This is a genomic window from Lentilactobacillus kisonensis DSM 19906 = JCM 15041, from assembly GCF_001434135.1.
In the GTDB taxonomy this organism is placed as follows: Bacteria; Bacillota; Bacilli; order Lactobacillales; family Lactobacillaceae; genus Lentilactobacillus; species Lentilactobacillus kisonensis.
The window spans coordinates 74,810-95,866 of record NZ_AZEB01000001.1 but is presented as its reverse complement, the minus strand read 5'-3'; the positions used below and the strand labels follow the sequence as shown (position 1 = coordinate 95,866).

Genomic DNA, 21,057 nt, shown 5'->3' with positions numbered 1-21,057 from the left:
ACTGAAGAGCCCTTAATTTTTTAATAAAAATAAATTGTTAAGGATTTGATGCCAATCAGTGGATCGCTGGCGTTTAACTTGCTTAACCCCTTTGAGATAATGATCGTTAAACTCTCGCCAGTGCCCCCAAAAATCACTGTGAAAGTCGCAACAGAATTCTGAATTTTCATTATTAACGACTTCATCAAAATGTTGTAATAGTAGTTTTCGTCGGCATCCTGTTGTATAAATATAGGCGATTATCGCTTCTAACTCCTGAATCCGATGTTTTTTGGCTTGGTCAAATATACTAACCGCCTCTTCAAAGGATTTGCCCGTATCATAATAATACTTGATAACCCGAAACGCATCATTTTTTTCAAGCTCATTGGGATGCTGATAAAGATAGCTTAATAGCTGTTCTTCTGGAATTGTATTTTCGATTAATCCTAACTGTAAATATTGATCATTGGGTTCATAAAGTAAGATGGCAAGGCTAGGCTGTTGATCTCGGCCACACCGACCAATTTCTTGAACGTAACTTTGAATATTATTAGGAAGATGGTAATGAATCACAAAACGAACATTTTCTTTATCAATTCCCATTCCAAACGCACTGGTTGCACAAACAATATCAATATCATCGTTCATAAACTGCTGCTGAATTCGAAACCGTTGCTGATTATCCATGCCACCATGGTAAGCCATTACCCGCTTGTGTGTTTTCTGCGTTAACATAGCCGCAATTTGTTCCGCCTGACTCTTACTGGAAAAATAAATAATTCCTGATCCGTCTAAATGACTAACCAAACTTTCTAGCTGATCGTTTTTTTCTTTTTGATTTGCACAAACCTTCGCGCTTAAAAAAATATTACGACGATTTGTTGGCATCACAACTTGCCTAGCTTCACCAACGGAAAATCCCATCCGTTGTAAAATATCGGTTCTGGTTGGTTGAGTAGCCGTTGCTGTCATCATCAACGTTAGCGGATTACCTAACTGTTTTCGGACTGCCCCCAATCGCAAATAATCCGGACGAAAATCTGGGCCCCATTCGGTAATACAGTGAGCTTCATCGATAACAAATAACCCAATGTTCTGCTGAGCTACAAAGGGAAAAACACTCTGATTTACAAGCATTTCTGGTGATACATAAATATATTGATAATGGCTGAGGTTTCGTAATATCGCAGTTCGCTCTTTAAAATCCATTGCTGAAGTAATTGCGACAACTCGTTTAGAACCTAAGTACTGCAGCCGGCCTACTTGGTCTTGCATCAATGAAATTAACGGGGAGACAATGAGGACCCGCTGATGAGTAATTGCCCCATATAGCTGGTATAGTAACGTTTTACCGCCACCAGTTGGCAAAACAGCTAACGTGTTTTGTCCTGCAAAAAGGTTCAATAAAACTTCTTCTTGACCAGGCCGAAACGATTTGAAAGCTGAGTGTTTATGCAATTCTTTATTAAGATCAATCATTTTGACCCAGCTTTCGTTCTAATATTTGAAACAAGCGAAACTGAAAAAATTGTAATTCTGGAATATGTGCTTTAGCATCTTGAAATTGCCATTCGCCGTCAACTTTTGACTGATTGTCGCGTAGTTTTGTTTTCAAGGAAGAGGTCAGTAACCGATCAAATGGAAATTGACCACGTGGTTGAATAATCGCTGCTTCGAGTAAATGCTCCAAAACAGTGGTCAACTTTATTCCTCGAACTTGAGCAATTTTTGCAGGATTAAACTTATTTTGCGAAATAAATAGGTCAAATGTTTGCTGAGCACTTTTAGACATAACTGGTCGCTCAAGGTCGGAAAGCAATAATTTCAAAGGGGTTAGTCTATCATCGTGTAGTTGCAAAAATAATTTCGCATACAATTTTAACCACTGAAGTTGAACAATTGTTGGGTCCAAGCCGGTCTCAGTAGCTATTTGCTCTTCCGTCTCACCAGAAAATTTATGGCCAGACAAGCTCTGAACGAAAATGTTGGCAAGTAAATCACTGTTTAAACTTGTTAGAAAATTTTCTAACAAATCATGGAAATACTGGGGCAATTGCCGTTCTTTGTTCTGGATAAACCAACGTTTAATGAGCTGATCGTCAAAGAAGCCAATTGTTTGTGGGTAATACTGACTGTTCGCATAACTATATTCAGAAATTACCTGTGCCGCGAAAATAAATCGTCTTGAGAATCTAACAATATCGTATTTAACCACCGTTGTCAGTTCTTTGGTAGCCCCAAGTGAGTTCGAAAGTTCTTGCTTCTTATCCTGGCCTTCAGGGGTTAATTTATACAAGAGCCCCTCATCGACAATGACCATTTTAGCCCGAACTAAAGCATCAATTGTCGCTTGTTCGTCACCAAGCGAAAAGTTTCGTAATACGCCAAAATAAGATAATAAGTCGTATTCTAACCCCCAGTATAAATTCGAAACGGTTCTTCGACCAATCAAGACATTTTTGATTGCTTTCGCCCTCCGAAATTGATCCGGATCTCCACATAATAAATATAATGTTGATAACTTCATTGCTTTCTCCTAAGGTAAAGTGAGCGAAACAAAGCGCCTAGAAACTGGAACATAAGTCTCCTCTGACAGAAATCCCTGGTTTTGGGATTTTTGGCAGAGGTGCTTATGTGGAAATTTCTGCTTTGTGTAGCTGTCCTAAAAAGTGAGCGGTACAAAGCGCTTAGAAATCAGAGTGTAAGTCTCCTATCGAGGAAATTCCTGGTTTTGGAATTTATTCGATAGGTGCTTACGCGCAGATTTCTGCTTTGCATAGCTGTCCTAATAAAGTGAGCGGAACAAAGCGTTTAGAGTCCGGAGCATAAGTCTCCACCAGCGAAAATTCCTGGGCTTGGGATCTTTGCTGGTGGTGCTTATGTGCAGGACTCTGCTTTGCACAGCTGTCCTAAAAAGTGAGCGGATCCAGGCGATTAGAAGTCGGAGTGTAAGTCTCCTCAGGAACAAATTCCCGGTTCTGGAATTTGTTCCTGAGGTGCTTACGCGCAGACTTCTGCCTGGAGGAGCTGTCCTAAAAAAGAAGCTGAAACAAAACGATTGGTTTTGAAACAGCTTATTATTTATTCATCACTAATTATTATATACGAAAGCTAACGTCGTAGTTATGTCAGTTATTTAAGTTTTAACCGTGGTAAAAACTTATCCTTAATCGCATAGAACAAACCACCAACCACGACTCCCTTAATCAAATTAAACGGCACCGCGCCAGCCAAGATAATGGTTGCCAATGGCAGACCTAATTTCAATCCAATTATCTTCATGTAAAGCGGAATAACAGCCACCCAGTTAAGAGAAGACATCACAATAGCCAGACTAATTGCCATAACAAGAGTGACCATCATGGCTTTCTTAATGCCGTTTGTAAAGGAGAACAGCCTATTTGCAAGATAGTATGCCCAAATCAGTACTAACGACGAGATGAATGAAGAACCAACCCCGATAAGCCCTGGTATTGACGCACCCGTCGTCAACCAGTACAAAATGGACTTTAATCCAGCAACGGTCATTCCACCAACCGGGCCAAATAATACGGTCCCAATTAAGATTGGCATATCACTAAAATCAATTTTCATATACGGGACAATCGGAATGATTGGAAACGAGATAAACATCAAAACAAATGAGCATCCTGCCAACACCGACATCTCTACCAAACGGGTCGTCAAAAACTGACGATTGTTACCACTATTTTCCATTGAAAAAACCCTCTCTTCAATGGTCAATCTTCAAAAATAATGTCCTGACAAATGATATGTCAGGACATTATTAGCGTAGTAAAATTAATCTTCTACATACCAGACTTTACTGTCGGTACTGGGATCACACCAGTTCAACGTGATAAATCACGGTCGCGGACTTTTACCGCCGGTCGGGAATTACACCCTGCCCTGAAGATAAACCAATTTATTTAATTTCAACTACAAATATATCAGAAACTTACAAATTGTCAACGCTTTACATTCTCAGAAAGTTCCTTTAATTCTTCGACTTCGTGGGGCCGTAGTCGTCTATACTCACCAGCTTGCAAACCATGTAAGTCTAAGAAGCCATATGTCTCCCGACTCAGCTTTTCAACTGGATGGCCGATTCGTTCAAACATATTCTTAACCTGGTGATTGCGGCCTTCGTGAATGGTTAACGAGACGATTGACGATTCTTTATTGGTGCGAATGAGCTTTGTCTTCGCCTTAGCAGTCTTTCGATGATCAATGACCACCCCTGTCCTTAACTGCTTTAAATCATCATTAGTCACAATCCCTTTAACCTTGGCAACATATGTCTTTTCGACTTCATACTTAGGATGCGTCAATTTATTATCCAAGTCACCGTCGTTTGTTAACAGCAACAAGCCAGACGTATCGTAATCCAACCGGCCTACTGGATATATTCGTTCAGGAACTTCCTTCAAAATATCAACCACCGTTTTTCGGTGCTTATCATCACTAACCGCAGTGATGACACCTCGTGGTTTATACAATAAATAGTAAACGGGTGGCTCCTTTGAAATTGGCACTTCATCAACTTTAACTTCGTCACTGACATTAACTTTAGTACCAAGCTCAGTGACAACTTTGCCATTGACTTTAACGTGACCAGTTGCAATTAGTGTTTCAGCCTTCCGTCTTGAGGCAACTCCGGCATGGGCAATTACTTTCTGTAAACGTTCACTCATTTGTTCATCTCCTGATCATGACGATCAATTTCTTTATTAAATCGGGTTAACAATTTATCACTCGTATTATCATCCAATGGCTCATCCTTCGGCAACTCTGGCAAGTCAGCTAGTGACGTTAAGCCAAAATAGTCCAAGCAAAAATTTGTCGCACCATACTGCTTAGGATTACCAACTTCCTGCTTAACACCCACCATCTCAACTAGCCCTTGATTGATTAATCGATGGATAATTGCAGCACTATTAACGCCCCGGATTTCATCAATCTCAATACGTGTGATTGGCTGATTATACATAATAATTGAAATCGTTTCTAATGCTGCCTGTGACAGTACCCTTGGCTTAGCGTCGTTAATATAATCGTCTACTAAATCAGCCAGTTCAGACTTCGTTCCTAACCGATAAACATCATTGCTGATAAGAACCTGTAACCCACAGTCATTGTCTGAAACAAACGATTCTGCAATCTTTTCAATTAACTGTCGGCACGCAGCGACCGAAAGAGAAGCTCGCTGGGCAATTTGTCTGAGCGTAATTCCCTGATCGCCAGCAGCATACAACAATGCTTTGATTTTTGCTAAATTACTCACTGCCATAAGCGGGCCCCCTCTCAATTTGAATATTGCTATCTGCATTTTTCTGATCTAGCATCACTTCATTATATTTTGCCATTTCCAGAATTGTTAAAAAGTCAGTCACAACCTCTTCAGCCTTATCTGTATGATTGACTAAGGTAGCAAATGAAATGGGCTGCTGGGTGCTGTTTAGTAATTTTCGAACCTGTTTAGTTTGACTTTCAATTGTGAATTCCCATTCGTGAATGACCGTAGACATTGGCTGATTATACTGAAAGTGCTTTAATGCGTCAACGTAACTCGCCATTAAGTCTAACCCATTAAATGGTGAGGGTATGACTAATTCTGCTTTAGAAGGCAAAACCGTCAATTCAGAACGGGTAAAGCTCTTTCGTCGCTTTATTTCCAATTGCTTGAGCTGGCTCGCAACTGATTTATAACGTTTATAATTCAATAATTGAGTTACCAGTTGTTCCCGGGGGTCCTCAGGTTCCTGCTCATCGTCAGCCACCGTCTCAATTGGCAACAACATTTTAGATTTAATGACCATCAGTTTCGCGGCCATTACAAAGTATTCACCGACAATTTCCAGGTTAAGCTGCTGGGCGTCATAGATATACGCCATATATTGCTCGGTGATTTTTGAAATTTGGATATCGTAAATATCCATTTTAGATTGCTGGATTAGATGGAGTAATACTTCCAAGGGCCCATCAAAATCATTTAAATGTAATTCCAATTGACTATTAGGCATGGCGCTTCGACTGCTCCCATTTTGCACAAACATCCTTGTTATCAAAGCCACCAATGATCGTATCATCTGGATAAAGTGCCTGCAATTCATCAAGAAGCTGATTGTAATGATGCTGATCCACGCTTTGAGGCGTCAACACGAGTTGATGAATCAAGAGCTGTTTACCATTTAGCTCGATGCCGACCAGTCCAGACCAATTATTGTTTTCATCACGCCAAAGATAAATAACCCGATTATCACTGCCAGCATACCAATTCATCTCTTGAGTAACTAAGTTCATATTCTGTAATTCCGATATGAGAGAAAATAATCCCATTGTAATTTTTTCGTAGTCTTTTCGATACTGATACAACATGTTATCACCTCGTTAAATTAAGCTCTGGGATGAAATTTATCGTAGACCTCTCTTAAATGCTTGTGCGAAATATGCGTATAAATTTGCGTCGTTGAAATATCAGCGTGGCCCAACAATTCCTGAACAATCCGCAAATCAGCCCCATTCTCTAATAGATGGGTTGCAAAAGAATGTCGCAGGGTATGGGGGGTAACGTGCGTTTTGATTCCCGCCTGGTTGACGTATTTTTTGATCATTTGCCAAATTGCCTGCCGGGTTAACTGGCGGCCATGGGCATTTAGGAAAACGAAGGCCGTATTCGCCCGCTTCCGCAGTAACGCAACGCGAGTGGTCTTTAAATACTGATTCAACCAATCGATTGCCACATCACTAATTGGAATAATCCGCTCTCGATCCCCTTTACCAATCGTTTGAATTAAATTCATCGATAAATGGAGATCAACTAGTTTGAGGTTTACTAATTCGCTTACCCGCAGCCCGGTTGCATAAAGCGTTTCTAAAATTGCCCGGTCCCGAACCCCCAACTTTTTACTAACATTGGGCATGCTAAGCAACAGGTTAACCTGGGCTTCTGTTAATACATCGGGTAGCCCCTGAGCCTTTTTGGGTGAATCGACTTTTAGCATCGGATCTTCCTTTATCTCACCAAATTGAACTAAATACTGAAAGAAGCGCCTTAAACTTGAAACCATTCGAATGACCGTATTTCGCGCCCGACCTTCATTTTGAAGTGTTTCTAAATAATCTAAGATAAGGAACTGATCAACTTGTGTGATGTTTAACACTGACTTTTTGAAATAAGCAACGGCTTCCAGTAAATCTTGGCGATAGCTCACGATCGTATTTTCAGATAATCCCCGTTCAACCCGTAGATAATGTAAATAATCTTCAACCTGATCAATCATGTCATCCCTACTTCGTCAATCTAATATGGCCATCCTCTTGAACAATTAATCGATCTTTGAGTAAATGCCCCAATGCCCTTTTAAAAGCACCCTTACTAATCCCAAAATAATCTTTTATTGACTCTGGCGTGCTTTTATCACTAAAAGCGAGTTCCTTTTCGTCCGTATGTTCAATTGCGGCTAGAATCATTTGGGCATCCTCACCAATTTCCTGGTATGCCCGAGGTTTGGTTGAGATATTAATTGAGCCGTCTCGAAGCGTTCCGATTACTCTAGCACTAACTTCCTCACCCAATCGCGGTTCAAGCTGGCGTTCATCAGGATGCAAAAATGCTAGGTGATAATCCTCAGTTAGAAGGCGCGTTCCAGCCATCTTCAAGCGATATACCCGGGCCTTTAAATCCTTATTTTTGATATCACTGGTAACTGGTCGGGCAATTGCCGCAAAAATTTCCTCATCGGCTAAGTGCCCCCAAATCCGGCTTTTATTATCAACCGTTAAACAGATTAGTAATTTATCGCCTGCTTGTGGCCAAAGTGACCGAATCGTCGGTAATTCATCGATTGAAACAACCATATCCTTATTCGGTAAGCCGATGTCAACAAAAACACCTAGGCCAAACTTTTCCTTCACAACGGTTGCAAATCCGTAGTGGTCCCGGCGAATTTTAGGGATGTTACGCGTGATTTGCATTTTGTGTTGTTCATTTTCATACGTAAAGCCGGTAAAGTTTGCCCCAATTTTAAGCGGCTTTTTAACCTCAGCTTTATCTAACAGAAAAGTTTCACCTTCGATTTGAACGTAATAATCCTTATCATTCTCGTCGATTACTTTTCCAGTTATAACTTGTGCAACTATATTATTCATGTTTATCTCCGATCTCATCCATCATATCCTTATTTTACACGTTTTTGGTCCGGATTTCGACCATCCCCTAATAATCACAAACAGGTCCGAACGGATTTAACCGCCCGGACCTGTTTATGATTAACGATAACTGAACATCATAACGCTCAGTTTAGATTGATGATGAAGCACCATGATAAATAACACCACGATGTGAATCAACAGTAATTAATTCACCATCAGAAATCTTGGTTGTGGCATTTTGAGCACCAACAACAACAGGAATTCCCATTGAAATACCCACAACAGCTGCATGTGAAGTCAAGCCACCGTTTTCTACAACAACGGCACTCGCCTTTTCAATAGCTGGTAGATATTCTTTGTCAGTTGACTTAGTAACTAAAATACTACCTTCAGTCACTTTGCTCTTAGCATCGGCTGCGTTCTTTGCGATAACAGCTTTACCAATAACCGTCTTATCACCAACACCTTGGCCTTGAACTAGCTTTGAGCCAATTAATTGAACTCTCATCAAGTTAGTTGTGCCACTTTCACCAACTGGAACACCGGCAGTAACGATAATTAAATCGCCTTCCTTAGCCAAGCCAGTTTCAAGTGCCTTCTTTGAAGCTAATTCAAAGATTTCATCAGTACTCTTAACTTCGTCAACTAAGATTGGGTGAACACCCCAATTGATCATTAGGCCACGACGTGTACGTTCGTCAAATGTAATGGCAAGAATGTCAGCATCTGGATGATACTTAGAAATCATCTTAGCAGTGTAACCTGAACGAGTAGCAGCAACAATGGTATGAACACCTAACTCTTTAGCAACTCGAGCAACTGATTCACCAATTGATTCAGTAACATCACTTGAGTCAAACTTAGGACGAGGTGTACCGAAATCGTTAAAGGCATTTTCAGCCTTAACATCAATCCGGGCCATTGTTTGAACTGATTGAACAGGATAGTCACCGTTAGCACTTTCACCAGAAAGCATCGTTGCATCAGTACCATCAAAGACGGCATTGGCAACATCAGAAGCTTCGGCACGTGTTGGACGAGGGTTTTCTTGCATTGAGTCAAGCATTTGAGTAGCCGTAATAACTGGCTTACCTAATTGATTACAACGCTTGATCAAAGTCTTTTGTACCAACGGAACGTTTTCTGCTGGAATTTCAACACCCATGTCACCACGAGCAACCATTAAGCCATCAGAAACCTTGATGATATCTTCGAAGTTATTAATTCCTTCTTGAGATTCGATCTTTGGGAAGATTTGAACATGTTCCATGTGCTTTTCTTCAAGTAATTCACGGATGTCCAAAACATCTTGTGCCTTACGAACGAATGAAGCAGAAATAAAGTCGATTTCATGATCCAATCCAAAGCGAATATCGTCTGAATCTTTTTCAGTGATACCAGGTAAGTTGATTGAAACACCAGGAGCGTTAACTCCTTTACGTGATCCAAGAACACTATCATTTTGAACCGTTACAACAAGTTCTTTGTTAGCATCATCTTTTTCATCGATTACGGTGTCCAACAAACCATCATCAAAAAGGACGTGGCCGCCAACATGAACATCATCGAAAAGGCCTGGGTAAGTAACAGCAATCTTGTCTTTTGTACCTTCAAGGCTGTCATCCATTGAAATTCTAAACTTATCACCAGTGTGATATTCAAGCTTACCGCCCTTTTGAACGGTCGTCCGAATTTCAGCACCTTTAGTATCAAGCATAATTCCAACGGTCTTGCCAGTTTTCTTTTCAGCTTCGTGAACCTTGTTCATACGATCAAGATGTTCAGGGTGGTCACCATGTGAAAAGTTAAATCGGAAAACATTAGCACCAGCTTCAATAAGCTTAGTAATTGTTTCAACATCAGTACTTGCTGGTCCTAATGTACTTACGATCTTAGTTTTCTTCATAAGTAAAATCTCTCCTTCGGTTTTTGGGCACCAAACACTTTTTAATAACGCCATAAAACGTTACAAATAAACTATCGGTATCCTTTTAGATTTCAATCGTATTTTATCACTTTTCAAACCGCTTGTCGCCCATATTTTGCCGTTCAAATACCGTTCTGTAAGTATTTTACATAGTTAAAAGTTAACCTAACAGAAATGTAAGCCTTTACTGAACATTTCACTTAATTTCCAAATTACTTATACACAACGTTCTTTGTACCAAAAATTGCCATCAATTTCTCAGAAATTAGCGTACCGCTTTGTAAATTAAACTGGGTATCAAGCCGCCAGGTACGCTTGGTCTCCGATTCATATATCACTACAGGAACGTTTCCGTGAAAATTACTAGTCAGTTGAGTTAACTTATGAAAAGCATCATTTCGATCATGGGCCTGATCAATTCTCAAATACCATTTAGAAGCAGGATTGACTGGTTGACTATTACGCATTGCATTATCTGCAGGCTCAATTCTATTCGCAACAATCTGAATATCGGTTGTTTTTTCAACCTTCCCCTGAACCAAAATGACCATATCCTTGTGAAGCCAAGATTGATTGTTAATGAAGATGTTGGGGAAAACGGTTACCGAAATTTCACCAGCTTGATCATTACCATCCACAAACGCCATTTGTTTCCCAGTCTTGGTTCGAATAATTTTGACCTTCGTCACGTAAAGAATGACAAAAATATTAGTCATTCCTACCACCAATTCATTTGTCGATTTCGCATTAAGTTGTTTGGCCAAAGTCGCAAAACGTTCCGTCGGGTGGCCTGAAAGGTAAGCTCCCAGGTATTCGTTCTCTTTATCAAGCCGCTGCATCAGTGGCATTTCGGGTTTATGAGGCATCTTAGGTTCAAGGGCTTTAAACAAGCTCATTGAATTACCGCTAAGTTCCACGGAGCTGATAAACTCTGGTGCCGCAGCAATTAGTTCAGATCGATTAAAGGAAAACGTATCTAGTGCACCTGAATAAATTAGCGCATTGATCAAATCAACCTTTCGATATTTTGGCTGCAGTCTGTTTAAAAAATCCGCAAAGCTTTTAAATTCACCAGTTTGGGTACGTTCAGCTAATAAGTCACTTACCATATCATGACGAATCCCTTTGATGGATGCTAAGCCAAACATAATTCGGTCATTTTGAAATGAAAATGTTGCCGGGCTTTGATTAATATCAGGTCCATTAATTGCAACATCCATTGATTTAGCATCAAGTAGATATTCTTTGATCTTTACCGGATTACCCTGTACGGAATTTAAGAGGGCAACGTGGAATTCACCAGGATAGTAAACTTTTAGATAAGCAAGTTCATACGCCATCTTGCTATAGGCAACTGCATGAGATTTATTGAACCCGTAATTAGCAAAACGCTCAATATAATTGAATACCTTAGTGGCCACTGTCTGTGAATGGCCCCGGTTTTTCGCGCCAGATAAAAACAATGATTTCATTTGGTCCATTACTTTCAGTTTCTTCTTACTCATTGCCCGTCGTAAAATATCCGCCTGTCCAAGTGAAAAGCCTGCAAGCTTGGAAGCAACAAGCATTACTTGTTCCTGATAAACAATGACACCATAAGTTGGTTTCAAAATTTCTATCAGTGAATCATCCGGGTAAGTCAGCTTCTCGTGATTCGTTTTTCGCTTAACCACCTCATCAATATTTTGCATTGGGCCAGGCCGATAGAGTGCATTAACTAGGGCAATATCTTCAAAGTGTTCAGGATGTAATCTACGTAACACGTTACGAATACCCGTTGACTCAAATTGGAAAATCCCCGTTGTATCACCCCTAGCAAATAACTGAATTGTTTTGGCATCATCCAAAGGAACCGCAGAAATATCCAGGGATTTTCCAGTTACCTGTTTAATTTCACTAAGCGCATCAGCCAAGATCGAGAGGTTCCTAAGTCCTAAGAAGTCCATCTTTAGCAGACCAACGGACTCAACATAGTCTTTAGAATATTGAGTCATCAATAAACCATCGTTGCCATCTTGAAGGGGAACTAGTTTAACCAACGGATTGTCACTCAACACTAAACCAGCCGCATGGGTTGAATAGTGCCGCGGCAATCCTTCAAGGGCGGCTGCCGTATTAAACAGAGCCTGATTCAGTGGACTATCAGCAATTAGATTTTTTAATTTTTGAGAATTCGCCAACGCATCCTTTAACGAAACATGAAACGCACTCGGGATTGCTTTACTCCATTGATCTTGTTGGCTGGTGGTTAATCCAAACACCCGGCCAACATCTCGAATTGATTGTTTAGCAGCTAATGTCCCAAAAGTAATGATTTGGGCAACCCGTTCATGGCCATACTTGTGATGAACGTATTGAATAACCTCATCGCGCTTGTTATCAGGAATATCTAAGTCAATATCCGGCATTTGAACTCGCTCCGGATTTAAGAAACGTTCAAACAGTAAATCATATTTAATGGGGTCCACATCAGTAATGAATAACACATATGCAACCAATGAGCCAGCAGCAGAGCCTCGCCCCGGCCCAGTAATGATATTCGTTTGGTGGGCAAAATTAATGACATCCCAAACAATTAAAAAATAATTATCAAACCCCATCGAATGAATAACGGCTAATTCTCGTTCTAGTCTCTCCTCATAAGGCTTGGTATCCGTAATCTGATTATGCTTAAGTCGAAACTGCAATCCCTTCTCACAGAGCTGGCGCAAATACACCCCTGATTCAATCCCATTTGGCGTATCAAAGGCAGGTAACTTAGGCTGATGTTTCTTAATTTCTACGTTGCATTTTTTGACCAAAGAGTCGATCTGCTCAACGGTTGCTTGTAAATGGGCCTTCTGATAGGCTTCATCCATTTGAGCCGCCGGTCGTAGCCAGTATGGACCGACTTGCTTACTAAGCGTACCAACGTTATTAATTTTATCCCCTGCACCGATCGCCTTTAAAACTTGCATTGGAAAATAGTCGGATCCATCGATATAGTCGACTGGGCTATCAGCAATTAACGCGATTTGATTATCGGCAGCCAATTTACTCAACATATCAATTAAAGGAGCAGATGAATGATAATCAACCCCAATTTTAAGTGAATCACTGGCTACCCCTAACTGCCTAATATGGGTCAGCAATTGATTAATTTCTGCCTGCCTTCCTTGCAATAACAGGTCGTTCACTTCAGCAAGTGGCGGCAAAATAATGAATAGATGGGTTAAATATTGCTTTAAATTGGCCAACGTTAGTTCAGAAGTCGTCAATCGAATAGTTGAAATCTGCATCAAATTTGCATACCCAACCTGATCCTTTGCGATCAAGACGATTGGGTAATCCTTCTCATCCATAATAATTCCGGGAATTTGTAACGTAAGGCCAATAATTGGCTTCACATTAGCTTGTAAACATGCATCGTAAAATTCAACTGCCCCGTACATCACATTAATGTCCGTGAGTGCCAAGGCATTATAGCCGCGTTCCTTAGCTACCGTGACCAAATCAGCAATTCGGATTGGGCTTTGAAGCAAACTATATGAACTAATTACCTGTAATGGAACATAATTCACTTTATTACCCCACTTTCTATGAGAAATTATACCAAAATTATCTAACTAAGGACTAGCAATGCAAGGTAAAGTTTTAACGATTATGATTTTTAAGTCAGCTCTACTAGACATCAATGTGCGCGTATACGCCAGCGCCACCAAAATAACAACTGCCCCAAAAAGTTCACGTGATTTTTGCCGGCGATTGTGCTAGAATATTTTTGATTGTTAATGTAGAGAGGTGGCCGTTGTCATGAAACTCATCAGTTCAAACCTTGTTGCAATTTTTTGGGCATTTATCTTTGGCGAAATTGTCGGTTACATAGGCTCCAAGCTTGAAGTAATGCCTTATAACATGTGGCAAGTGGGAATTGCTGCCGCAGTAGTTGCATTCGTTGCGGTTAACGGAATTTACTTAATTAGTAAAGATGCTTGATTCATTAAGATAACTATTAATTACCTAATAAAAGAAGCTGTGACAAACATGATGTTTGTCACAGCTTCTTTTTTGGTGTTTTTAACCAAAAGATTCAGCACCGTTAGAATAACCCTGCTTTTGGATTCAATCTTAACTTCAAACGGTCACCTCAGCCTGTTCAGAAACTTTAAAATCAAATTATCAACCTTTTCATGGTCCTTTTCATTCAATACTTCATGTTTCATATGTGGCATGATTATGCTCGAAACATTTTGATACCCAATCTTATGGAGCGTCGAAATCGTATCAGCAATCCCGCGTTTGCCACCACTAAACTTATCGTGGTCACCAACAATCGTTAAAATTGGCAAAGCTGGCGTCAAACACTTAAAATGCTTAATCTGTTTTAGTTCATAGTCACCTCGCCATAAAGTTTGGAGGCTTTTGACCGGGTACTCATGAATCATCAATGGATCACCAGCCACCCGATAGATGTTATGTTGATTATAACTTAGCCATTGATGATTATTGGGATTAAGGCCGGACATGTTTGAAAGCAGACGACACCGACTATTCCGAGAACGAAATTTCAAAAATAAATTTGCCAGCATCAACCCAATGGGGACAACCGGAATATAATTTACCGTTCCAGTCAAAACTAGGCCGTTAAGTTCATCATCATGCTTTTGTAAATATATCCTGGCTAAGATAGAGCCAAACGAATGGCCAAACAGGCTTACCTTAAGCCCACCCCATCGGTGTTTGGCATATTGTGTGATTTGACTTTGATCGGCAATCAACTGCGGTAAACTCATCATGATGCCCAAAGGGTCTGCCGATGAAACAGAAGCACCATGCCCCCGATTATCAGATACAATCACGTGATAACCATTTGCTCGCAAGAATTCAGCAAATCTAAAGTAGCGTTCTTTGTGTTCCAGTGCGCCATGGATAATTTGAACAATTCCCCGTGGATTAGGCGCATCAAATAATGCCAGCGATAGTTTCGTTTGGTTGTTAGTCGGCAAATCAACAAGTCGTGGTATCATAGCCGCCTCACTTTCATTAAAATAACTTCCTGATTAACTGAATCATGCCCCGACTATTACTTATCGTTAACAGTACTTAGGCTAACTTTTCAGCGACAAACTTTAAATGGTCACCGTCTAAGTTAATGTGGACAACACTGTGGGGCTTAACTTGATCGGCCACAATCATCTTAGCCAATGGTGTTTCGACAACATTAGTAACATACCGTTGCAACGGCCGTGCGCCATATTGTGGCTCATACCCGTTCTTGGCAATCCATTCCTTAGCATCGTCTGCAATTGACAATGTGATATCTTGGGCCTTGGTACGTTCTGATAACTGATCAATCAGTTTTTGGACGATCATCTTAATATCCGCCCGCGAAAGTGGCGTGAACATAATCACGTCATCAATTCGGTTCAAAAATTCGGGCTTAAACGAGGTCTTCAACAACTGATTAACCCGCTGCTTAGCTTGATCAGAAATGTCACCATTGTCATCTGTACCGGCTAATAAAATGTCCGATCCAAGATTAGAAGTCATAATTAAAATGGTATTTTTAAAGTCAATCGTTCGACCCTGACTATCAGTTAAACGGCCGTCATCGAGTACTTGAAGTAAAATATTGAAAACATCCGGATGGGCCTTTTCAATTTCATCAAACAAGACAATTGTATATGGATTACGTCGAACGGCTTCCGTTAGTTGACCACCCTCTTCATAACCAACATAACCAGGCGCAGCACCCACTAACCTCGAAACCGATTCCTTTTCCATATATTCTGACATGTCGATTCTAACCATATGGTTCTCTGAATCAAATAGATCTTCAGCTAATGCCTTGGCTAATTCGGTCTTACCAACGCCAGTAGGACCTAGAAACAAGAATGACCCTAATGGCCGACTTGGATCCTGTAACCCTGCACGCGACCTAATAACGGCGTCTGAAACGGCCGTTACGGCAGCGTCTTGCCCAATCACCCGTTGATGCAAGTTATCAGCGAGACGAAGCAATTTTTTTCGTTCACCTTCAACTAACTTAGTAACCGGAATCCCCGTTTCGCGACTTACAACGCTCGCAATTTCGTTAGCAGTTACTGATTCAGAAACTAGCCAATCAGCATGTTGATCATTTTGTTCCAACTTTGATAATTCAGCCTCTAATTGAGGAATTGTCCCGTGTTGCAACACAGCAGCTTTATTGAGATCATAGGTGTTTTCAGCCTGTTTCAAGTCATTTTTCGCCTGATCTAACTGCTTTTTCTTGTCACTAATTTTTTGAATGGCGTCTTTTTCCTGCTTCCAGCGGGCGTTTAACGCATTAACCTTTTCTTGCGTATTAGCCAATTCTGCTTGAAGCTCTTTTAATCGCTTCTTCGAGGCGTCATCCGTTTCCTCTTTTAAGGCGGTCTGTTCAACCTCTTGGCGCATTAATTGCCGCCGGGCTTGGTCTAATTGAGTTGGACTAGAATTCATTTCAACCCGGATTTCGGCAGAAGCCTCGTCAACCAAATCAATTGCCTTGTCAGGCAGGTTTCGGTCCGTGATGTAGCGATCAGATAATTTAGCAGCCGCTACCAGCGCATTATCATGGATCCGAACACCGTGATGAATTTCCAAGCCTTCCGATAGGCCGCGCAAAATTGTGATCGTATCTTCAACAGATGGTTCATGAACCATGACGCGTTGGAACCGCCGTTCGAGGGCCTTATCCTTTTCCATGTACTTTCGATACTCATCAATCGTAGTTGCACCGATTAAATGAAGTTCACCACGAGCCAACATTGGCTTTAAAATATTGCCAGCATCCATGCTGCCCTCAGCTTTACCCGCGCCAACGATATTATGGATTTCATCAATAAACATGATGATTTGGCCTTCAGCTTTTTTGACCTCTTTTAAGACCGCCTGCAGCCGTTCTTCAAACTCACCCCGGTATTTAGCGCCAGCGATTAATGAGCCCATATCGAGTTGGAAAATTGTTTTATTTTTCAAGTTTTCGGGAACATCCCCGGAAGCGATTCGCAAAGCCAGCCCTTCAACAACGGCTGTTTTACCAACTCCAGGAGCCCCAATCAAGACAGGATTATTTTTAGTTTTCCGAGACAAAATTCTGATAACATCAAGAATTTCTTCATCACGACCAATGATTGGCCCTAATTTATTGTCACGAGCTGCCTGGACTAAATCAGTGCCGTACTTTTCCAATGATTGATAACTATCTTCTTGGTTCTTCGTCGTTACTTTTTGGCCACCACGGATTTTTTCAACGACGTTTCTAACCTTCTGCTCAGTAACGCCCTGGCTAGTTAAATAATCAGCAAACTTATCACCGTGAAGTTGCATGACGGCAATTGTCAGTGTATCAACCGCAATGAATGAGTCACCAAACTCATTCTTAATCTGCTCAGCATCCTGTAGCAGTTCGTAAAGGTTTGATGACAGTGATTGTCCATAATTAATATTGCTACCCTCGACGGTTGCAATTTCATCAATTTCATTGTCTAATTCAGAATTAACGTTAGCCAGATTCAACCCTAATTGAGAATAAATTTCCCGGGCTAATTCCCCTGGCTGAACTAAGAATTTGAACAAGTGAGCGACCGTGATATTTTGTTGCTTGCGAGTCGTTGCGATCTGTTGTGCCTGAGAAATTGCTTGGGTGACTGCTTCGGTTAAATTATCAGGATTCATTAAATGACCACCTTACCTGTCTGTATTTTAATATCTCTAATAAAAAAGTTCGAAACAAAAATAGATCATTTTCATTTCAAACTGTCTGTTATTATGTTATCAAATTTAAGGAACTAAAAACAATTATTTGACCTTTTTTGACCAATTTATTTTTCGGTGTATAATTTGATCATTTCAACGATCACATCGACTGCTTTTTCCATTGTCTGCTCGGATACATACTCAAACCGGCCGTGCATATTTTCGCCGCCAGCAAATAAATTTGGCGTCGGCAACCCCATAAATGAGATTTTTGAACCATCGGTACCACCCCGGACTGGGAAAACATTTGGTTTTACGCCAACGTTTTTCATCGCCTGTTCAGCAATTTGGACAACAGTTGGATCTTTTTGAATGATTTCACCCATATTATAATATTGGTCCTTGAGGGTCACCTTAATCCGTTCAGATCCCAATTCGTTGTTCATTTGGTCGGCAATTCCCTTGAATAATCGTTTCCGTGCTTCAAAACGATCACGATCATGGTCACGAATAATGTAAGCCAGACTTGTGTGATCAACTGTTCCTTCAAAATCATAGATGTGAAAGAAGCCTTGGCGTCCATCAGTGCGCTCTGGCCGATCAAAATCTGGTAAGGCTTGGTGAAAGTCCATTCCCAGCTGAATGGCATTTACCATAACGCCCTTAGCTTCGGCTGGATGGACATCGGTCCCCTGAATCGTCACCTTGGCGTCAGCTGCATTAAAGGTTTCATAATTTAAATCACCTAATGGACCACCATCAACCGTGTAAGCAAAATCAGCCCAAAAATCTGTCACGTCAAAATGATCAGCGCCGGTTCCGATTTCTTCATCAGGACCAAAGCCAACCTTAATATCACCGTGTTTAATATCTGGATGAGCGCGTAAATATGTGAGTGCTGCAATAATTTCCGCAACCCCCGATTTATCATCCGCCCCCAGTAAAGTAGACCCATCAGTCGTAATCAAGGTATCGCCTTTATACCTTTTCAAGCTGGAAAAGATTGCTGGATCCAGTGTATACTTTCCTTCTTTGTCCAGTTGAATCACTGATTGACCATCATAGTTTTTAACAATTTGTGGCTTGATATTTTCAGCATTAAAGTCAGCTGTATCAATATGAGAAATGAAGCCAATGGTTGGTACTTTTTGATCCACATTTCCTGGTAACGTCGCAAAAACATAGGCACTTTGCTCATTGGTATGCACATCGCTCAATTCCATTTTCTCAAGCATTTCTGCTAGGGTGTTTAGGAACTTCGCTTCCCGGGCGGCTGATGGGATCGTTGTCGAATTTGGATCAGAGCGGGTATTAATTTTAACAAAGTTCAAAAAATTGGTTATTAATTCTGGGTATTTTGACATCATAAACACTCCTTTAAATCATAAAAATGTAAATGGATCTGTATTAATCTTTGATTGAATCACTTGCAATGGCCAATTGTTTTCAGTTGCCCACTTTTGGAACAGACTGGCTAATCGAGGGATACAAATGCTTTCAATATGGTGGCCAGGGTCGATAACCGGCAAATCTGCGGCTAACATATCATGCCCAGTATGATAGTAAACATCACCAGTGACATAGACATCGGCCCCCTTTTGTTGCGCGAGGTTGAAGAATTTGCCACCGTCACCACCTAAAATAGCCACTTTTTTTACTGGCCGACTCAGATCATTTGCAATCACTCGTAGTCCCGAAATATTGAAAACCTGCTTACATTTTTTAGCGAAGTCTTCTAACGACATTTGGGTTGGCAACTCACCAATTCGCCCCATTGTAAATCGATAACGCTTATCGGCAAGCTTGATGAGATTATAGAGTGGATTGTTTAAGGGGTGAACATCCCTTAACGTCTTCAAAACTGTGCTAAGCTTTCTTTCAGGGACCTCAAATTCAAGCCTCGAATCCTCAACTTCCCTCGGCTCCCCCGCAACGCCAATCGTTGGGTCAGCCCCCGCCTTGGGAACATAATAAACGGTGCCATCGATCTCATACGTATAACCCGCAAACTGATCACTGCTAACCTCACCGCCGGCATCTACTAAAGACATCCGAACCGCCGTAGCATAGACCTTAGGAACCTGAACGGTTAATCTAAAGACTGAACTTTCATATCCAGGAACAAGCCCGCCAATATGCAATAATCCAAGCTGTTGAGCTAACCAATCATTCATCCCCCCGTCGGCAGAATCAAGATTGGTGTGAGCAGCGTAAACCGTTATCCCGTGGGTAAGTAGCTTTGCATACATCGCATTTTGAGGAACATCCAGGTTCAGGTTCTTGGCCGGGTGAAACATCACTGGATGATGCGCAAAAATAAAGTCAACACTGTTAGCAATTGCTTCATCAACGACTTCTGGGCGTACGTCCAGAGTCGTCATCACCTTATGAAGCTCATTATTTAAGGAGCCAATTTGAAGCCCAACTGGATCATGATCCATTGCTAACTTTTTGGGAGCAAACTGCTCAAACCGGTCAACTAAATCCTTAACTTTCACGACTAATCACTCCCTTAATTATTTGAATCTCATCGCTGATTAAGTTAATTTTCTGAGTATTTTTATGTGACGCCTTTTGCATATTACTAATAACCCTCTCAAGTAATCGGACTTCTTCCTGCCATTTTTCGATAAAGACGGGAGATTTTTCCCGAATCAAAAATGGGCCAAATTTCAATTCCTTCTCGGTATACGAGACCTTTTGGGGTACTTTAACTGCCGTAATAATCTCGTAAATATGGCCATCTTCAGCCAGAATCTGTTCAGCCTTAATTTGATAAGCGTTGGTCATCAACCAGCGTCGGACCGTATCCTCGCCAACGTTAGGCTGTAAAATTAGCTTTTCAGTACCAGTCAATTTAGCCCTGCCAGCTTCCAATATGTGACGAATCAGGTTCCCACCCATTCCAGCAATCGTGATGACGTTGATATTATCATTAGGCTGAATGGCAGCGAGCCCATCAGCCAGCCTGGGCTGCAAGATAGCCAATAAAGCTGCCTTTTTAATTTCAGAAATTGCGTTTGAAAGTGGTCCCTTGGCAACCTCGCCGACAACCCCGTAAGAAATAATGTGGTTCTTTGCTAAATAAATGGGTAAGTATGCGTGATCAGAGCCAATATCTGCTAAACGGCTCCCAGATTCCACGTGGTCACTAACCGCTTGTAATCGTTTTGATAAATGCGTGCTATTCATAAATAACTCCCATGTTAATTGATAATTTCATTATAAATTATAACCAATCAAAAAAACAGGAGCCCCCAAACAAAATTTACATCTTGCCTGGGGTTCCTGTT

At 41.0% G+C, this 21,057-nt stretch carries 17 protein-coding genes and 1 riboswitch; of the genes, 1 reads left to right on the top strand and 16 read right to left on the bottom strand.

What is annotated here, in order from left to right; translation table 11 throughout:
* Positions 1-12: 12 nt before the first annotated feature.
* From FC98_RS00465 to dnaE, 11 genes are all read right to left on the bottom strand, one after another.
* Positions 13-1,461, bottom strand: a complete 1,449-nt coding sequence (locus tag FC98_RS00465; RefSeq protein ID WP_056948998.1) for a RecQ family ATP-dependent DNA helicase — start codon at positions 1,459-1,461, stop codon at positions 13-15.
* Positions 1,454-2,509 (bottom strand): helix-turn-helix domain-containing protein, encoded by a 1,056-nt coding sequence (locus FC98_RS00460; protein ID WP_008856739.1) that lies wholly within the window; start codon positions 2,507-2,509, stop codon positions 1,454-1,456. Before FC98_RS00460 ends, FC98_RS00465 begins: the two co-directional genes overlap by 8 nt.
* Positions 2,510-3,114: 605 nt before the next feature.
* A complete protein-coding gene (locus FC98_RS00450) occupies positions 3,115-3,699 on the bottom strand; it encodes an ECF transporter S component (RefSeq protein WP_008857848.1) in 585 nt (194 codons plus the stop codon).
* An 83-nt stretch (positions 3,700-3,782) separates the two neighbouring features.
* Positions 3,783-3,903, bottom strand: a riboswitch (FMN riboswitch).
* A 47-nt stretch (positions 3,904-3,950) separates the two neighbouring features.
* Positions 3,951-4,676 (bottom strand): pseudouridine synthase, encoded by a 726-nt coding sequence (locus tag FC98_RS00445; RefSeq protein WP_008857849.1) that lies wholly within the window; start codon positions 4,674-4,676, stop codon positions 3,951-3,953.
* Entirely contained in the window at positions 4,673-5,272 is a 600-nt protein-coding gene (gene scpB, locus FC98_RS00440; protein WP_008857850.1) for an SMC-Scp complex subunit ScpB, read from the bottom strand. The genes FC98_RS00445 and scpB overlap by 4 nt, the downstream gene beginning before the upstream one ends.
* Positions 5,259-6,005: a segregation and condensation protein A gene (locus tag FC98_RS00435; protein ID WP_008857851.1), complete on the bottom strand. Its 747-nt coding sequence runs from the start codon at positions 6,003-6,005 to the stop codon at positions 5,259-5,261. The genes scpB and FC98_RS00435 overlap by 14 nt, the downstream gene beginning before the upstream one ends.
* Positions 5,998-6,360 (bottom strand): hypothetical protein, encoded by a 363-nt coding sequence (locus FC98_RS00430; protein ID WP_008857852.1) that lies wholly within the window; start codon positions 6,358-6,360, stop codon positions 5,998-6,000. Before FC98_RS00430 ends, FC98_RS00435 begins: the two co-directional genes overlap by 8 nt.
* A 17-nt stretch (positions 6,361-6,377) precedes the next feature.
* Positions 6,378-7,265 (bottom strand): site-specific tyrosine recombinase XerD, encoded by an 888-nt coding sequence (gene xerD, locus FC98_RS00425; RefSeq protein ID WP_008857853.1) that lies wholly within the window; start codon positions 7,263-7,265, stop codon positions 6,378-6,380.
* Positions 7,266-7,272: 7 nt separating this feature from the next.
* Positions 7,273-8,133: a CvfB family protein gene (locus FC98_RS00420; RefSeq protein WP_040471904.1), complete on the bottom strand. Its 861-nt coding sequence runs from the start codon at positions 8,131-8,133 to the stop codon at positions 7,273-7,275.
* Between the two features lie 151 nt (positions 8,134-8,284).
* Complete coding sequence (gene pyk / locus FC98_RS00415; RefSeq protein WP_040471906.1) at positions 8,285-10,042, bottom strand: pyruvate kinase; 1,758 nt, start codon at positions 10,040-10,042, stop codon at positions 8,285-8,287.
* Between the two features lie 233 nt (positions 10,043-10,275).
* Complete coding sequence (gene dnaE, locus FC98_RS00410; RefSeq protein WP_056948997.1) at positions 10,276-13,623, bottom strand: DNA polymerase III subunit alpha; 3,348 nt, start codon at positions 13,621-13,623, stop codon at positions 10,276-10,278.
* Between the two features lie 232 nt (positions 13,624-13,855).
* Here dnaE and FC98_RS00405 point away from each other — a divergent pair, with 232 nt between their 5' ends.
* Positions 13,856-14,038, top strand: a complete 183-nt coding sequence (locus FC98_RS00405) for a DUF2929 family protein (protein WP_008857857.1) — start codon at positions 13,856-13,858, stop codon at positions 14,036-14,038.
* Between the two features lie 146 nt (positions 14,039-14,184).
* Here the strand turns inward: FC98_RS00405 and FC98_RS00400 are convergent, their stop codons facing one another.
* The 5 genes from FC98_RS00400 to FC98_RS00380 all read right to left on the bottom strand — a co-directional run bounded on the left by FC98_RS00400 (position 14,185) and on the right by FC98_RS00380 (position 20,956).
* On the bottom strand, positions 14,185-15,069 hold the full coding sequence (locus tag FC98_RS00400) for an alpha/beta hydrolase (protein WP_008857858.1): 885 nt from the start codon (positions 15,067-15,069) through the stop codon (positions 14,185-14,187).
* Positions 15,070-15,145: 76 nt separating this feature from the next.
* A complete protein-coding gene (gene clpB, locus FC98_RS00395; protein WP_056948995.1) occupies positions 15,146-17,743 on the bottom strand; it encodes an ATP-dependent chaperone ClpB in 2,598 nt (865 codons plus the stop codon).
* Positions 17,744-17,889: 146 nt separating this feature from the next.
* On the bottom strand, positions 17,890-19,128 hold the full coding sequence (gene pepT / locus FC98_RS00390; RefSeq protein WP_056948993.1) for a peptidase T: 1,239 nt from the start codon (positions 19,126-19,128) through the stop codon (positions 17,890-17,892).
* A gap of 18 nt (positions 19,129-19,146) precedes the next feature.
* Positions 19,147-20,262 carry a Nif3-like dinuclear metal center hexameric protein gene (locus tag FC98_RS00385; RefSeq protein ID WP_008857861.1) on the bottom strand — a complete coding sequence of 372 codons (1,116 nt, stop codon included), beginning with the start codon at positions 20,260-20,262 and terminating at the stop codon, positions 19,147-19,149.
* Entirely contained in the window at positions 20,252-20,956 is a 705-nt protein-coding gene (locus FC98_RS00380; RefSeq protein WP_056948991.1) for a tRNA (adenine(22)-N(1))-methyltransferase, read from the bottom strand. Before FC98_RS00380 ends, FC98_RS00385 begins: the two co-directional genes overlap by 11 nt.
* Positions 20,957-21,057 lie beyond the last annotated feature (101 nt).

Excerpts from the sequence above, each read along its gene's own strand:
- FC98_RS00465 (WP_056948998.1), bottom strand. The coding sequence starts at position 1,461 with ATGATTGATCTTAATAAAGAATTGCATAAACACTCAGCTTTCAAATCG.
- FC98_RS00460 (WP_008856739.1), bottom strand. The coding sequence starts at position 2,509 with ATGAAGTTATCAACATTATATTTATTATGTGGAGATCCGGATCAATTT.
- FC98_RS00450 (WP_008857848.1), bottom strand. The coding sequence starts at position 3,699 with ATGGAAAATAGTGGTAACAATCGTCAGTTTTTGACGACCCGTTTGGTA.
- FC98_RS00445 (WP_008857849.1), bottom strand. The coding sequence starts at position 4,676 with ATGAGTGAACGTTTACAGAAAGTAATTGCCCATGCCGGAGTTGCCTCA.
- scpB (WP_008857850.1), bottom strand. The coding sequence starts at position 5,272 with ATGGCAGTGAGTAATTTAGCAAAAATCAAAGCATTGTTGTATGCTGCT.
- FC98_RS00435 (WP_008857851.1), bottom strand. The coding sequence starts at position 6,005 with ATGCCTAATAGTCAATTGGAATTACATTTAAATGATTTTGATGGGCCC.
- FC98_RS00430 (WP_008857852.1), bottom strand. The coding sequence starts at position 6,360 with ATGTTGTATCAGTATCGAAAAGACTACGAAAAAATTACAATGGGATTA.
- xerD (WP_008857853.1), bottom strand. The coding sequence starts at position 7,265 with ATGATTGATCAGGTTGAAGATTATTTACATTATCTACGGGTTGAACGG.
- FC98_RS00420 (WP_040471904.1), bottom strand. The coding sequence starts at position 8,133 with ATGAATAATATAGTTGCACAAGTTATAACTGGAAAAGTAATCGACGAG.
- pyk (WP_040471906.1), bottom strand. The coding sequence starts at position 10,042 with ATGAAGAAAACTAAGATCGTAAGTACATTAGGACCAGCAAGTACTGAT.
- FC98_RS00405 (WP_008857857.1), top strand. The coding sequence starts at position 13,856 with ATGAAACTCATCAGTTCAAACCTTGTTGCAATTTTTTGGGCATTTATC.
- FC98_RS00400 (WP_008857858.1), bottom strand. The coding sequence starts at position 15,069 with ATGATACCACGACTTGTTGATTTGCCGACTAACAACCAAACGAAACTA.
- clpB (WP_056948995.1), bottom strand. The coding sequence starts at position 17,743 with ATGAATCCTGATAATTTAACCGAAGCAGTCACCCAAGCAATTTCTCAG.
- pepT (WP_056948993.1), bottom strand. The coding sequence starts at position 19,128 with ATGTCAAAATACCCAGAATTAATAACCAATTTTTTGAACTTTGTTAAA.
- FC98_RS00380 (WP_056948991.1), bottom strand. The coding sequence starts at position 20,956 with ATGAATAGCACGCATTTATCAAAACGATTACAAGCGGTTAGTGACCAC.